The organism is Kitasatospora sp. NPDC094019 (assembly GCF_044764505.1).
In the GTDB taxonomy this organism is placed as follows: Bacteria; Actinomycetota; Actinomycetes; order Streptomycetales; family Streptomycetaceae; genus Kitasatospora.
On record NZ_JBIWIF010000009.1, the window covers coordinates 174,230 to 188,253 of the forward strand.

At 72.8% G+C, this 14,024-nt stretch carries 15 protein-coding genes; 8 read left to right on the forward strand and 7 right to left on the reverse strand.

The window, feature by feature from the left end; translation table 11 throughout:
- Positions 1 to 102 precede the first annotated feature (102 nt).
- Positions 103 to 969 carry a helix-turn-helix transcriptional regulator gene (locus ACIQ9P_RS21710; protein ID WP_402358358.1) on the reverse strand — a complete coding sequence of 289 codons (867 nt, stop codon included), beginning with the start codon at positions 967 to 969 and terminating at the stop codon, positions 103 to 105.
- Between the two features lie 113 nt (positions 970 to 1,082).
- On the opposite strand from ACIQ9P_RS21710, the gene ACIQ9P_RS21715 reads away from it, so the two are divergent.
- Positions 1,083 to 2,705, forward strand: a complete 1,623-nt coding sequence (locus tag ACIQ9P_RS21715) for an MFS transporter (protein ID WP_402358361.1) — start codon at positions 1,083 to 1,085, stop codon at positions 2,703 to 2,705.
- A 38-nt stretch (positions 2,706 to 2,743) separates the two neighbouring features.
- On the opposite strand, the gene ACIQ9P_RS21720 is transcribed toward ACIQ9P_RS21715, so the two are convergent.
- Positions 2,744 to 4,258, reverse strand: coding sequence for an MFS transporter (locus ACIQ9P_RS21720; protein ID WP_402358364.1), 1,515 nt, complete (start codon positions 4,256 to 4,258; stop codon positions 2,744 to 2,746).
- Between the two features lie 315 nt (positions 4,259 to 4,573).
- Here ACIQ9P_RS21720 and ACIQ9P_RS21725 point away from each other — a divergent pair, with 315 nt between their 5' ends.
- From ACIQ9P_RS21725 to ACIQ9P_RS21740, 4 genes are all read left to right on the forward strand, one after another.
- Positions 4,574 to 5,149 carry a hypothetical protein gene (locus ACIQ9P_RS21725; protein ID WP_402358367.1) on the forward strand — a complete coding sequence of 192 codons (576 nt, stop codon included), beginning with the start codon at positions 4,574 to 4,576 and terminating at the stop codon, positions 5,147 to 5,149.
- 214 nt (positions 5,150 to 5,363) lie between these two features.
- A complete protein-coding gene (locus tag ACIQ9P_RS21730; protein WP_402358370.1) occupies positions 5,364 to 5,690 on the forward strand; it encodes a hypothetical protein in 327 nt (108 codons plus the stop codon).
- Entirely contained in the window at positions 5,687 to 7,309 is a 1,623-nt protein-coding gene (locus ACIQ9P_RS21735) for an alpha/beta hydrolase (protein WP_402358372.1), read from the forward strand. The genes ACIQ9P_RS21730 and ACIQ9P_RS21735 overlap by 4 nt, the downstream gene beginning before the upstream one ends.
- Positions 7,310 to 7,349: 40 nt before the next feature.
- Complete coding sequence (locus tag ACIQ9P_RS21740) at positions 7,350 to 7,886, forward strand: hypothetical protein (RefSeq protein WP_402358374.1); 537 nt, start codon at positions 7,350 to 7,352, stop codon at positions 7,884 to 7,886.
- Between the two features lie 58 nt (positions 7,887 to 7,944).
- On the opposite strand, the gene ACIQ9P_RS21745 is transcribed toward ACIQ9P_RS21740, so the two are convergent.
- Positions 7,945 to 8,202, reverse strand: coding sequence for a hypothetical protein (locus tag ACIQ9P_RS21745; RefSeq protein ID WP_402358377.1), 258 nt, complete (start codon positions 8,200 to 8,202; stop codon positions 7,945 to 7,947).
- A 463-nt stretch (positions 8,203 to 8,665) separates the two neighbouring features.
- Between ACIQ9P_RS21745 and ACIQ9P_RS21750 the strand changes: the two genes are divergently transcribed.
- Positions 8,666 to 8,815, forward strand: a complete 150-nt coding sequence (locus tag ACIQ9P_RS21750) for a hypothetical protein (RefSeq protein ID WP_402358380.1) — start codon at positions 8,666 to 8,668, stop codon at positions 8,813 to 8,815.
- A 102-nt stretch (positions 8,816 to 8,917) separates the two neighbouring features.
- On the opposite strand, the gene ACIQ9P_RS21755 is transcribed toward ACIQ9P_RS21750, so the two are convergent.
- The 4 genes from ACIQ9P_RS21755 to ACIQ9P_RS21770 all read right to left on the reverse strand — a co-directional run bounded on the left by ACIQ9P_RS21755 (position 8,918) and on the right by ACIQ9P_RS21770 (position 12,800).
- Complete coding sequence (locus ACIQ9P_RS21755) at positions 8,918 to 9,811, reverse strand: alpha/beta fold hydrolase (RefSeq protein WP_402358383.1); 894 nt, start codon at positions 9,809 to 9,811, stop codon at positions 8,918 to 8,920.
- A gap of 6 nt (positions 9,812 to 9,817) precedes the next feature.
- The gene (locus tag ACIQ9P_RS21760; RefSeq protein WP_402358386.1) at positions 9,818 to 10,474 is read right to left on the reverse strand and encodes a dihydrofolate reductase family protein; all 657 of its coding nucleotides are present in this window, start codon (positions 10,472 to 10,474) and stop codon (positions 9,818 to 9,820) included.
- 155 nt (positions 10,475 to 10,629) lie between these two features.
- Positions 10,630 to 11,673, reverse strand: coding sequence for an alpha/beta hydrolase (locus tag ACIQ9P_RS21765; protein WP_402358389.1), 1,044 nt, complete (start codon positions 11,671 to 11,673; stop codon positions 10,630 to 10,632).
- A gap of 59 nt (positions 11,674 to 11,732) precedes the next feature.
- Positions 11,733 to 12,800: an alcohol dehydrogenase catalytic domain-containing protein gene (locus ACIQ9P_RS21770; RefSeq protein ID WP_402358392.1), complete on the reverse strand. Its 1,068-nt coding sequence runs from the start codon at positions 12,798 to 12,800 to the stop codon at positions 11,733 to 11,735.
- A gap of 134 nt (positions 12,801 to 12,934) precedes the next feature.
- Here ACIQ9P_RS21770 and ACIQ9P_RS21775 point away from each other — a divergent pair, with 134 nt between their 5' ends.
- Both ACIQ9P_RS21775 and ACIQ9P_RS21780 read left to right on the forward strand, forming a co-directional pair.
- Positions 12,935 to 13,645 carry a CGNR zinc finger domain-containing protein gene (locus tag ACIQ9P_RS21775; RefSeq protein ID WP_402358395.1) on the forward strand — a complete coding sequence of 237 codons (711 nt, stop codon included), beginning with the start codon at positions 12,935 to 12,937 and terminating at the stop codon, positions 13,643 to 13,645.
- Between the two features lie 11 nt (positions 13,646 to 13,656).
- Positions 13,657 to 13,806: a hypothetical protein gene (locus ACIQ9P_RS21780; protein WP_402358398.1), complete on the forward strand. Its 150-nt coding sequence runs from the start codon at positions 13,657 to 13,659 to the stop codon at positions 13,804 to 13,806.
- The last annotated feature ends 218 nt before the right edge of the window (positions 13,807 to 14,024 follow it).

Here is a 14,024-nt window from a genome sequence, read left to right on the forward strand (position 1 = left end):
CCCCGGAGGATCCGGTGCTGGAAGCCGCTGCCTCCGGCCGTCGTCCTTGCCAGGGCGTGGAGATCACCGGGGTCGGCCGGCGGGCTTTCGCGCGGTGACGCCTCACCTGGCCGCGGGTGCACCGTCGGTCCGGTCGAGGATGTGCAGGGCCTGCTCGGCGGGGCTGCCGGGCGGGGCCGTGTAGACCACGAGGACGTGGTGGGCGGCGCCCGGGACCTGGAAGGTCTCGTAGGTCAGCGCGACATCGCCGACGACGGGGTGCCGGAAACGCTTGGGGCCGTGGGTCTTCTCGTGCACATGGTGGCCGGCCCACAGCTTGCGGAAGACAGCGCTGCCCAGCGACAGTTCGCCGACGAGGCGCACGAGTTCCGGGTCGTTCGGGCGCCGCCCGGCGGCCATGCGCAGAACGCCGACCGTGGTGCGCGCGGCTTCGTCCCAGTCGGGGTGGACCTCGCGCGCGTCCGCGGCCAGGAAGATCCGCCGGGCCATGTTCCGCTCGCGCGGCGCCAGGCTGGGGAAGTCGGCGATCAGCGCGGTCGCCGGCCGGTTCCAGGCCAGGACGTCGCTGCGATCGTTCATGACCAGGGCGGGAGAGACGGGGACGGTCTCGACGACCTGCCGCACCGCCGGGCGCAGCACCTCGCTCCGGACGCCGGCCGCTGCCGTCGTCCGGACCGGGCGGGGCGGTCGGGCCAGGTCCTGCAGATGGGCGCGCTCGGCGGATCCGAGCCTCAGCGCTCGGCCGAGAGCGTCGAGGACCTGGTCGGACGGACGGTCGGCGCGTCCCTGCTCCAGGCGGACGTAGTAGTCGGTGCTGAGCCCGACCAGTTCGGCGACCTCCTCGCGTCGCAGCCCGGGCACGCGGCGGCGGCCGGTCGGCGGCAGGCCCACGTCCGCCGGTGACACCAGGGCGCGGCGCGCCCGAAGGTAGTCACCGAGCCTGTCGCTGATCGTGCTCGTCCCGGCCATGCGTTCCAGTATGGAGGTGCCGACGGGGGTGCGGCGGCGGGAGGGTGGCCCTGTCGGTCCCAGGGAACAGCGGGCCCTTCATGTGTGGGTGGCCGTGGCGAACGATCGACGTCATGTCCACTCCTGCTGCCCCTTCCACTCGAACCGGGCACTCCGCCCCGCTCGCCCCCGCTGCCGCTCCTGCCGTCGCCGCCCCGTCGCTCCCACCGTCCCCGACCCGCTCCCCGACCCGGTCCGGCGGCGGTGGCGGCGACATCGGGCGCGGCTACTGGCCGACGGTGCTCGCTGTCGCCTCCGCCGGAGTGATGCTGCCGTTCTCCGTCACCGGGGCGGCGGTGGCCCTGCCGAACATGGCCGCCCAACTGGGCTCCTCGACCGGCTCCGCGCAGTGGATGCTGAACGCCTTCAACGTCACTTTCGCCGCCCTGCCGCTCGCGGCCGGGGGCCTCGCGGACCGGTTCGGCCGCCGCCGCGTCCTGCTGACCGGCATCGCCCTGGTCGGTGCGATGTCGCTGCTGGTCGCGCTGGCACCCTCGACGGCCCTGGCCGACGGGGCCCGGGCGGTCCAGGGATGCGGCGCGGCGGCCGTCCTGGCCTCGGGCGCGGCGGTACTGGCACACGCCACGTCCGGGCGGCGCCGACAACTGGCCTTCGGGCTTCTCGGCAGCTCGTTCGGCACGGGCCTGGCGATCGGGCCGCCGCTCGCCGGGACCATGGTCGAACTGGCCGGCTGGCGATCGGTGTTCCTCCTGGTCGCGGTGATGTCGGTGCCCGCCTGGTTGTGCGCGACCCGCGCTCCGGAGTCCCGCAACCCCGCCGGGACCGCCCTGGACCTGGCCGGGCCGGCAGCCTTCACCGCCGGACTGGCCTGTCTTTCGCTCGCCTTCGTCCGGGCCGGGGCCGCGGGATGGGCCGCGCCGGGCACCCTGCTGCTGCTCACCGCGGCCGTGGCGCTGGTGGTGCTGTTCGCCGCGGTGGAGGTTCGCCTGGGCGAGCGCGCGATGTTCGACGTCCGGCTGTTCCGCAGGCCCGAGTTCGCCGCGCTGGTCTGCCAGCCCTTCACCGTCACCCTCGGCTTCGTCGTCCTGCTGGTCTACCTGCCCGCCTACCTCCAGGGTGTTGCCGGCCGTTCGACCTCGGCCAGCGGCCTGCTCCTGCTGCCGATGACCGCCCCGGTGCTGCTCCTGCCGCTCGCCGCCGCCCGGCTGGCCGCGCGCACCTCAGTACGCGCGGTTCTGACCGCCGCTTCCGCGCTGATCGTGGTCGGCGCCCTGCTCCTGACGACCCTGCGCGGCGACGGATCGTGGCCGGCCCTGGCGCTGCCGCTGCTTCCCTTCGGCGTGGGCGTCGGGCTGGCGTTCGGGGTGATGGACAACGCCGCCGTCGGCACCGTCCCGGTCGAGAACGCCGGCGCCGCGGCGGGCATCTTCAACACGATGCGCATCACCGGCGAGTCCGTGGCCGTCGCCGGCGCGGCCGCCCTGCTCACCACGCTCACCTCCGCCCGGTCGGCGGGCGGCGGCCTCTCCTCCGAGGCCGCGACCCGGCTGGCCGGGCACGCCGTCCAGGGCCGGGTGGACGAAGCCCATCGCGCCGCCCTGGCCGAGGGTTTCACGGGCGCCTTCCACACCCTCGGCCTCGTCCTCGCCGCCCTGTCCGCCCTGGGCACCGTCCTCACCTGGTGCGCGCTCGCACCCCGCCGCTCCGTGAACCGCTCCCGCGCGCCCCGCCCGTAGCCCTCGCCTGTAGCCCTCGTCCGTGGCCTTCGGTCGTCCTACCCGGTCCGCTGGGGTTCGACGGAGCCGAGCGGGGCGGCGAGCGATTCCAGGCTCTGCCGTTCCGCCTTGACACCGATCGCCGCCTCCACCAGCCCGGCGAGGGTCATCAGGGTCGCGCCGATGCAGAACGCGAGTGTCGTGTCGGAGACCTTCCCGCTGCTCACCAGACCGTTGAAGAGCAGCGGGCCGCTGATGCCGCCGACGGCGGTGCCGACGGCGTAGAAGAAGGCGATGCACATCGCCCTGGTCTCCAGCGGGAAGATCTCGCTGACCGTCAGATAGGCGGAACTGGCGCCGGCGGAGGCCAGGAACAGCACGGCCGTCCAGCAGGCGGTCATGGTGACGGCGGACAGCGATCCCTGCTGGAAGAGGAACGCGGTGCCGAACAGCAGCACGCCGGAGCCGATGTAGGTGCCGGCGATCATCGGCTTGCGCCCGACGGAGTCGAACAGACCGCCGAGCAGCAGTGGTCCGAGGAAGTTGCCGACCGCGATCACCGCGAAGTAGTAGCCGGTGTTGCCCTCGGGGACGTCGAAGTACTTGGTGAGGATCACCGCGTAGCCGAAGGTCACCGCGTTGTAGAGGAACGCCTGCCCGATGAAGAGCGCCAGGCCGAGCACCGTGCGGCGCGGGTAGCGGGTGACGACCGTTCGGGCGATGGTGCCGAAGCCGAGCGGCCCGCGCTCGCGGATGCGGATCGGATCGCCCTCGACGGGCGGCAGCTCGCGGCCGTACTCCTCCCGCACGATCCGTTCGGCCTCGGCCACCACCTCCTCCGCCTCGTCGGCCCGGCCGTGGGTGAACAGCCAGCGCGGACTCTCGGGGACGTGCCGGCGCACCAGCAGGATCACCAGGCCGAGGACGACGCCGATCCCGAACGCCAGCCGCCAGCCGAGGTCGGTCGCGAACAGGGCGGTGTTCAGGAGGGCGATGGACGCGAAGGCGCCGATCGCGGCGCCGATCCAGAAGCTGCCGTTGATCACGAGATCGATCCGGCCGCGCACCCGGGCCGGAATGAGCTCGTCGATCGCGGAGTTGATCGCCGCGTACTCGCCGCCGATGCCGAAACCGGTGAAGAAGCGGCAGAGGAAGAAGAACCAGGCGGTCCAGGAGAACGCGGTGACGGCGGTGGCCGCCAGATAGACGGCCAGAGTGATCATGAAGAGCTTCTTGCGGCCCAGGCGGTCGGTCAGCCAGCCGAAGAACAGCGCGCCACTGCACGCTCCCGCGACGTAGACGGCGGCCGCGATGGTGGTGACCTGGGTCGTGGAGATGGAGATCCCGCTGCCGCTCTCGGCGAGCCGGGCCGCCATGTTGCCGACGATCGTCACCTCCAGACCGTCCAGGATCCACACCGTCCCCAGTCCGATCACGATCCGCCAGTGCCAGCGGGACCACGGCAGCCGGTCCAGTCGCGCGGGGACGTCCGTCTCGACGACCCCGTCGTCGGGACGGGTCCCCTTGGGCGGTTGCGTCACCCCTCGCCCCGTTCGCTTCGCCGGGTCGGCCATGGCGTACCCCTTCCCTCACGTTCGCTCGCATCGCCAGGACGCCCCGGCGTCTGCCCGCATCCCGCACGACCACACCCCACCACACCGCCCCGCCCGGGCCGCGCATCCCGTCCGCCCGGCCGCGCCGTGGCCGGGCGGACGGGTGAGTGCTGTCCGTCCGCCGCGCCTGCCGGTGTCCGGTTCCGGCAACCCGGCTGCCGGGTCTGGTGGTTGGGAGGGCGGCGGGACATGCTGGCGGCGGGTGTGCGGTTCGCCCGGCCGGCTCGGGTACCGGGCCCGGCACTCGGCTCCGGCTTTCGGAAAGGTCTGTCCCCCATGGACGAGACACTGGATCGGTTCCTGCCCGTGTACGGGCACCGGGCGGTTCACGGAATCACTCTGGCGGCCCCGCCGGAGAGGGCGTGGGCGGCGCTTCAGCAGGTGACGCTGGCCGACCTCCCGCTGCCCCGGATGCTGCTGGCGGTGCGGACGCTGCCCTCGCGGCTGCTGGGGACCGGTCCCGACCTCCTGGACCGGTCGGTTCCGCTGGCGGAGCTGTTCCGCAGGGACGACCGCTGGGTGACCCTGGCCGACGAGCCGGGGCGGGTGCTGGTACTGGGCCGGGTCGCGCGGTTCTGGGATCCGGTGCCGCGGGCGCCCGTGCGGCTCGGTGACGGCGGGGGCTTCCTGGCGTTCGGTGAGCCGGGCTGGGCGAAGGCGGTGATCTCCCACGAGGTGTTCGCGCACGGCAGCGGCTCGCGGCTGGTCACGGAGACCCGGATCCAGGGGACCGACGCGCGCGCGAGGCGGCGGTTCGCGGCGTACTGGTTCCTGATCCGCCCGGGTGTCGGCCTGATCCGGCGCAGCGCCCTCGCCGCGGCCGGCCGCCGCTGCGCCGGACCCGTGCGGTAGCGCGGGCCGCGCGGGCCAGGTCGGTCCGGGGCCCGGCGCCCGGTGTGTTTCCTCCCCCCGGGGACGGGCGCGACAGCACCCTGTCGCCACCGCGAGCGACGTCGGGGCGGGGGCAGCCCCTCGCCCCGACGAGGGCCACCCGCCCCAGGCGCCGATGGGGCGTGGTCGTAGCATCTGTTCATCTACGTGTCGATCTTCGGGGAGGGGAGCCCACGTGGCTGACAACGTCATGGGCAAGGTCGCGGTCCAGCCGACGGACCTGCGGGCGTCCGCGGGTGTCGCGAAAGGACTGGGGGCGGAGCTGGGTACGCCGGTCCAGCAGGCGGTGACCACCAGCGAGACCGTCGCCGGTCAACTCGCCGGTTGGTCGATCGCCGGCGGACTCGGGCAGCTGGGGAGCGGCTGGTCCAAGCCGCTCGGAGACCTGCGGCAGCGTCTCGCGGACACGTCGGCGAACCTTGAGGCCAACGCCGCCGCGCACCAGCACGCCGACCACGGGATCGCCGGTGCGTTGACCGTCGCACCGCAGGGGGCGAAGTGAGCTCCTACGAGCTGCTGATGAAGTTCGACCCCCAGGGTCTGCACGACGCGGCGAAGGCTTGGACAGCGCTGGGGCACGCGGCGGAAGGCGTCGGCCAGCGGCATCGCAGCCAGGTCAACGGCCCGCTGGCCGGCAACTGGGAGGGCGAGGACGCCAAGGCCGCCGTTTCGTACATGGGGAAGACGGAACAGCAGCTGAACATCGTGAAGATGGAAGCGGGTGCCGCCGCCCTGGTCCTCAACACGGTCGCCGACCGGATCGACCAGGCGCGGACCAACCTCGTCAACGCCGTGAACCGGGCCGCGGACGCCGGCCTCGACGTGTCCGCCGACGGAGTCGTCAGCCTTCCGCCCGAAGGGGAGGGAGAGCACAACGACCCGGACGCGCAGAAGGCGCGTCAGCAACTCGGCCGGGACATGAAGAGCTGTCAGGGCCGGATCGACACCGCGCTGAAGGACGCCGGGACAGCGAGCGACCAGGGCAATACGGCCCTGGGGCGACTGAGCTCGAACGCGCTGGACCCGGCCAAGGTGAACGGCGCGCTCGCGGGGGCGAAGAACGCGGCCGCCGCCGCGATGCGGGACCTCGGGCTGGTCGACCCCTACATACCCGACGGCAAGGACCCGGAGCGGTCCGCGGCGTGGTGGAAGGGACTCACCCCCGAGCAGCAGGACGCCTACCTGGCCCTGCACCCGGACCGGATCGGCAAGCTGGACGGGCTGCCCGCGACCGTCCGGGACGAGGCCAACCGTCTGGTGCTCGACGAGAAGCTGGACGCCTACCGGGCCGGGAAGCCCGGTGACTTCGGGGTCGAGGAGGGCGAGTACAAGGCGCGGATCAGTGCGATGGAGGAGATCAGGAGGAAACTGATCGCGTCCGACGGGAACCCGGAGAAGCACCGGATGTTCCTGCTGGGCATCGATCCCGACGCGAACAACGGCCGGGCCGTCGTCTCGACCGGAAACCCCGACAAGGCGCAGCACACGGCGATCTTCGTGCCGGGCACCGGGACGGTGCTCACCGGAGTGCCGGGGCAGATGGACCACATCCGGCGCCTGCAGGGGGTGGCTGAGGACGAAACCGACGGGGACGTGGCTGTCGTTTCGTGGCTGGGCTACGAGACACCGAACTGGCTGAACGGCAGCGTCGCCGAGACCGACCGCGGGGATGCCGGGGCGCCACTGTTGCGTGACTTCACCAAGGGCCTGCGGGTGGCCGAGGGCGACAACGGTGTCTGTTCGCACCTGACCCTGATGGGACACAGCTACGGGACCTACGTCGTTGGCGCGGCCGCGCGGGACGGCGGGGCGAACGTCGACGACATCATCGCGCTGGGCAGCCCGGGCATGGGGGTGGACCGGGCATCGGAGCTCAACATCGACCCGAAGCACGTCTGGGTCGGCACGGCCAAGGACGACTTCATCCAGACGGCCACCGGCACCGTGTTCGGCGAGGGTCCCCAGTACGGGATCTTCGGCGCGCAACGCATCCTGGTCGACACCGAGGGACACGGCGGCTACTGGAACATGGGCCCCAACGGTCCGAGCGAAACCCTCAGCAATCAGGGACGGATCATCGCAGGTCACCAACCCTCGCTGCTCCCTACCGTCCCACACTGATCCCGCAACCAGCCCGATCAACCGTCGACTCAGGAGCACCATGACTGCCAGCGCATCCCGCACTCCCGGGCGGATCGTCGCCACGGCGCTCCTGCTCGCGGTGCTCGGCGGATGTTCTTCCGCCGATCCCGACAGGAGTGACCCACTACCCGTGAAGTCCAAGGCCGACGCCCAGACCTGGGCCCAGCAGATCACCGAGCACATGGCCCTGACCGCCGGAATCGAGCCCGACCCGGCTACCATCAAGGCCCTTTTCACCCCGTGTACGGGGAAGAACGGGGAAACCGCCTCCGACGACCGGTACATCCTGATCTACAGCGTCAAGAGCGATGTGCCCCGCGACCGGCACCCGGAAGCGGTGCGGAAGGTTCGCGACATGCTGACCGGGGAGGGCCTGACGGTGAAGGGTTATCGCGAGGACGTGGACGGGAAGCCGGACGCCCTCGTCGATGCCTTCCACCCCAGCAGCCGGTACACCGCGACCGCGTCCACCTCGGGAACCGGGGACCGCATGTACCTGAGGGTCATCACCCCCTGCCTGCTCCCCCCGTCCGACGGCCCCACCCCCGCGCCGTAGTCGGTCCGGATGCGAAGGCGCCGGAGGCCCGGAGGCCCGAAAGCCCGGAACGCGCGGGCTACCGGTCGGGGGCGGCGCCCTCGATGGCGGCGAGGAGAAGCGCGTGGACGGCCGCGGCCGCCTCCTGCGTGGCCGGGTCGGGGTCCTTGAGCTGAGGAGTGATCAGTTCGGCGGCCGCGGCGAGGAGCGGGACCGGCACGGTGGCCTCGCGCAGGTGGAGCAGCTGCGAGGCGGCGCGCTCACCCGGCGTGGCCCGGGCACGGGCGTCGGGGATCAGGGAGGTGAGACCCCGGGGGAGGGGCTGGGTACTGGTCACCCGGCTCATTCTTCCGCCTCTGGGACGCTGATGATCGCCACAGCCGCCCGGCGGGTCCCCTCCGGGGGGCGCCGACAGGTCGGCCGGGCCGTCGGACCGGGCCTCAAGGTCGTGGTACGGCGGGCAGGTGAGGACGTGGTCGAACCCGCCGCCTCGGCTGCTCGGGAAGCGGGTTCGCCGAACTGCTGCCTGAGGGGTGGTCGACAAACTAGGGTGGCAGGGAGCGTGGATCGAATGCCACGTGATGGAGAGAGCAGCATGGCCTATCTCGGGTCAGACTCAAGAGGTCCGCCGGGGCGGGCGCGCGCGGAGGCGAATCTTCCGACTGGCGCGCCGAGGAAGAGCGGCTGCGGAGGTCTCCGCAGGGGAGCGGCATGGGTGCCCGGTGCATCCCCCGACGTCGGGCAGTCACCGCACCCCAGTCCCTCTTCCTGGAAGGTCAGAAATGGAAACTGCCGGATGGGTGACAACCATCGTGGCAGGGATCGCCGGGGGTATCACGGTCCTCGGCTATCTCTTCGACCAGGTTCCGCCCCTGTCGCAGAAGCTCGTGAAGGCGATCCGGTCACTGCGCGCTTTGCGTGATGAACTGAGGCGCACGTCGAACGGCTGAATGACGGCCGCGCCGGTCAAGGCCGGCGCGGCTCCTTGCTGTTCGGACTCGGAAGAAGGTCGGCTCGCCGCCGAACGCAGGGGGTGTCGCGGCACCGGTGTCTCAGCCCGTGTGCCGTTCGCCCGCACCGGGTCCCGGTCCGGACGGGGGTGTCCGGTCGAGTGCGAGCATCGCGGCGGCGACCTCGTCGACGGCCGTGTCCGGGACCCCGATGGCGGCGCGGTCGAGGACGAGCAGTCGGGCGTCCGGGATCTCGCGGGCCAGGGCCTCGCCGTTGCCGAGGGGGAAGAGGGGGTCGTGACGGCCGTGGACGACGAGTGCGGGGAGGTCGAGCGCGGGCAGGCGCTCGCGCCAGCGGGGTCGACAGTCGAGGCGGGCGAAGACCGTGCCCAGCTGGTTGGCGAGGTGGACCGCCGGGTCGCTGCCCGGGGTGCGGTCCCAGATGCGGGCGGCGGTGGCGCGGGCGGCGGCGGGGTCGTCGCCGCGGATGCTCGCGCCGGTGGCGGCGAACTCCGCGACCGCCTCCCGGTCGTTCCAGTCGGGCATTGGGCGAGCGAACAATTGGCCCATCGTCACCCGGTCGTGGTCGGGGAGGTCGTCGTCGGTCGGGCCGGGGGCGACGGCGCGGGTCCCGGCCAGGGTGAGGGCGGAGAACGTGTCGGGGTGGTCGAGGGCGGCGACCTGGGCGACCATCCCGCCGACGCCGACCCCCGCGAGGTGCGCGGGTGCCCCGCCCAGCGCGTGGGCGAGGGCCGCGGCGTCGGCGGCGAGGTCACGCAGGGTGTAGGCGGGTGCCTGCGGGTCCACCGTCGCCGACTCCCCGCTGTCGCGCAGGTCGTAGCGCACCACCCGGCGCCCGCCGGTGGCGAGGCGTTCGCAGAGCGCGTCGGGCCAGGAGAGCATGGTCGGCCCGCCGGCGAGCAGGACGAGCGGTGCGTCGCGGTCACCGAAGGACTCGACGCCCAGGACGGTGCCATTGACGGTGACGGTGGCCATCTCAGATCACCGGCCGTTGCCGTTGCCGTTGCCGTCAGGGCCGAGGCCCCGGTCCGGCGCGCTCATGTCGCCCGTCGCGGGGACGCCCTCGGCGCGGGCGTAGCGCAGGTACACCGTGCCCTCCGGACCGGCGGCCGGCGGTTCGAGGAGGGCGAGGTTCGTGGGTACGGCGCCGCCGTCGAACACCTTCTTCCCGACGCCGAGCACGATCGGGTGCACCCACAGGTCGAGGCGGTCGAAGAGCTGCTCCCGCAGGAGGGTCTGCACCAGGTCCAGACTGCCGACGACCTTCACGTTCTCGTGCCGGTCGCGGATCTCACGGACCGCGCCCGCCAGGTCCGGGCCGAGCTGGGTGGACCCGTCCCACGGGAGCTCCGGCGTGCCCCGGGAGGCGACGTACTTCGGGACGCGGTTGAACAGCTCGGCGATCTCGCCGTCCTTCTGGTGCGGCCAGTACGCGGCGAAGATGTCGTACGTCCGCCGGCCGAGCAGCAGGGCGTCGGTGCCCTCGTACGCGGCCATGATCTGTGCCCCGGTGACCTCGTTCAGCAGGGGCGCCTGCCAGCCCCCGAACGGGAACCCGGCCGGGTCCTCGTCCGGCCCGCCGGGCGCCTGCGCGACGAGGTCGAGGGTCGCGAACAGTTCGATCTGGACGATTCCCATGTCTGTACTCCCGGAGTGTGTGGTTGTCCCTTCGAGATGTAGACCGGACGGGAGCGGAAAACTCATCGCCACGCCGGTACCTTTTTTCGGTACCCGGGCAGGGCCGGCCGGTCCGCGCTCACCACGGCGCGGCCGACCGGCCCCGGGCGGAGGTGTCAGGCCGGGACGGGTACGGCGGCGAACCGGCGGGCGAGGTAGTCGAACCAGGTCCGGTGGAACGCGGCGGCCAGCCGGGAGTCCGGGGCGATGAGGTCGAACGCGTGGTAGGCGCCGGGGTAGAGGTGGAGTTCGACCGGGACGCCCTGCGCCCGCAGCCGGGTGGCGTAGTCGAGGTCCTCGTCCCGGAAGCAGTCGAGGTCACCGACGGTGATGAAGGTGGGCGGCAGGTCGGCGAGGTCGTCGGCGCGGGCGGGAGCCGCGTACGGGCAGACGTCCTCGGTGCCGGCGCGGTCGCCCAGGATCGCTTCCCAGGCCAGCAGGTTGGTCGAGCGGTCCCAGATGCCGATGTCGGTGATCTCGTGACTCGACGCGGTCCGGTTGCGGTCGTCGAGCATCGGATACGTCAGTGACTGGAAGAGTGGTGCCACGCCGCCCCGGTCGCGGACCAGGAGGGTGGTGGCGGCCGCGATTCCGCCACCCCCGCTCTGGCCGGCGATGCCGATGCGGGTGGCGTCCAGGCCGAGGGCGTCCGCCTCCCGGGCGAGCCACTCGTACGCGGTGAAGCCGTCCTCGGCGGCGCCGGGGGCGGGCGTCTCCGGGGCGAGCCGGTAGTCGACCGCGGCGACGGCGCAGCCGAGGCTCGCCGCGAGCCGGGTGAGCCAGGGTTCGTCCTGGGCGGCGAAGCCGAGCACCTGGCCGCCGCCGTGGAACCAGAGCAGGACCGGCAGCGGTCCCGGCGCGGCCGTGGGGCGGAGGAGGCGGACGGGCACCGGTACGTCGGGGCCGTATGTCCGGTCAGCCCGGCTCGCGAGGTGCTCCTCGACGGTGACCGACGGGTCCGCGGGCGAGCTGTCGGCGGCGGATTCGGCCTGGGCGCGGAAGGCCGCGCGGGTCGTGGCCAGGTCGGTCAGGTCGAACGCGCCGTTGGGCGTCATGGGGACCGCGTCGAGGGCCAGGCGCAGCTCCTGGTCCATCAGCCGACGGGAATCGTGCGTGCGGGAGTCGTGCGGGCGGGAGCCGGGGATGCGGGGGGCGGTCATCGTCGTCACTGCTTTCGGGGAGGGATCGTTCATCGGGAGAGGGGGGAGGAGGAGGCGATTCAGGCGCTGAACGAGTCGATGACGACGAAACCCGTGGGCCCGTACGTCTCCAGGGACTCCAGGACCTCGCTCGCCTCGTGCAGGCCGACGGTGCGCGTGACGATCCGGCCGGGGGCGAGCCGACCGGCGGCGATCATGTTCAACATGGTGCCGAAGCGCTGGCCCTGCATCCCGAAGGCGCTCAGGAACTCCAGTTCCTTGACCATCATCACGTCGATCGGCAGGGGGACGTTGCCCTGCTCCGCGGCGGTGGTGTGCCCGATCTGGAGGTGGCGACCGCGGGTGCGCAGGGACAGGACGGAGTTGCGGCAGGCGGCGGCGATGCCGACGGCGTCGACGGACACGTGGGCGCCGCCGCCGGTGAGGGTCTTGACGGCCTCGACGGGGTCGGTCGTGGCGGCGTTCACGGTGTGGACCGCGCCGAGTGCGCGGGCGGCGTCCAGCTTGTCGTCCGTGATGTCGATCGCGATGACGTTGGCGCCCGTCGCGGCGGCGATCTCCACCGTCGACAGCCCGCTGCCGCCCCCGGCGCCGTAGACCGCGACCCACTCGCCGCCGCGGACCCGCGCCTGGTCGACGACCCCGTGGAAGGCCGTCATGTAGCGGCAGGCGAGCGCGGCGACATCGGTGAAGCCGACGCCCTCGGGCACCTCGACCAGGTTGACGTCGGCGAAGCGGACCATGACGTACTCGGCGAAGGCGCCCCAGTAGGACACCCCGGGCACGAGCTGGTCCACATGGTCGCAGACGTGCTGGTTGCCGCTGCGGCACGGCTCGCACGAGCCCTCGCCGGGGTTCATCGGGAAGATGACGCGAGCGCCCTCCTTCCACCCCCGGACGTCGCGGCCGACCTCGACGACGGTGCCGGCGAACTCGTGGCCGAGCACGAACGGGGCCTCCACCCGCGGCCCGCCGGTCCAGAACTGCCCGGCCCACAGGGCCCAGTCGGTCCGGCAGATGCCGTTCGCCCCGACCTTCACGATCGCCCCGTCCGGCGGGCAGACGGGGTCGGGCACGTCGCGGAGGACGAGCGGGCGGTGGAGTTCCTCGATGACTGCGGCGCGCATGGCGCGGCCTCCTCGTGCTGCGGGGTGAAGACGCGTGGGGCAGGGAGCTGTCACGCGATGTCCACCGGTTCAAGCGGTGGACTTGGAAGCTAGCCGCTTGTTTCGAGCAATGTCAACCGCATAGAGTGGTGGACATGAAGGGTGAATCGAAGGACGCGGAACCGGGTGGCACGGCCAGTACGGATGGCACGGACAGGAAGGACGGGAAGGACGGGAAGGACGCCGGGGACGGAACCCGGGAGGGACGCCAGCGCGCCAAGACCGACTTCCGCTTCGACGATGCGCGCCTGTGCTTCGCCTTCGCCGGCACCCTGGCCGACCGCGGCACCGGCACGCCCTTCGAACGGCTCTCCCGCCCCGAGGACTTGAGCCGCTGGGCGGTGGAGAGCGCCTGCACCACGGTCGCGCCGTCCTGCACCGGGGCCGACCTGGAACGGGCCCGACAGCTTCGCGAGGCGATCCACCGGACCGGCCGGGCCCTGGCGGAGGCGCTCCCGCCCGCCCCGGAGGACATCGCGCTGGTCAACCGCGTCGCCGCCGATCCGCCCTCGACGCCCGAACTCGCCCCCGACGCCGCCACCGTGCGCTGGCACGGCGACGGGATCACGGCGGTGCTGTCGATGGTCGCCCGGGACTTGATCGCCCTCTGCGCCTCGGAGCACCGCGCCCACGTCCGCCTCTGCGGGAACCCCGACTGCGCGGTCCCCTTCGTCGACACCTCCCGCGCGAGCGCCCGCCGCTGGTGCTCGATGAAGACCTGCGGCGCCCTCGCCAAGAAGCGGGCCTATCGCGCGCGGCAGCAGGCACCGGCCGCTGCCGGAGCCTCGCTGCCGCCGACCCGGTGAGACGGATCGCCATGACACCAACGACGGATGCGGCGGAGCGCGGGCGGGACGACCTTCACCGCACCTGCCTGGGCGTGCCCGGCCGCTTCTTCGGGTTCGCCCTTCCGCGTGCTGCGGTGGCCGAGGGTGAACCGCCGGCGGTGCTGCTGGAGGTCGGCTGACCCGGTGGCGGGACGGGTGCCGGACGGGCACGTCCGGAGCGCGGCAGGGGCAGAGCGGCGGTGCGGACGGGGCAGAGCGGCAGGGGCGGGCAGCGCCGGGAGATCCGGTCCGGCTGAGTCGAGAGAGACGTTCTCGCTGGTCGGGCGGGGTGCCAGCGGCTCCGGCGGGCCGGGTCGAAAGGGGCAGGGTCCGCGCGGCCGTCGGGCCGGGCGGCGAG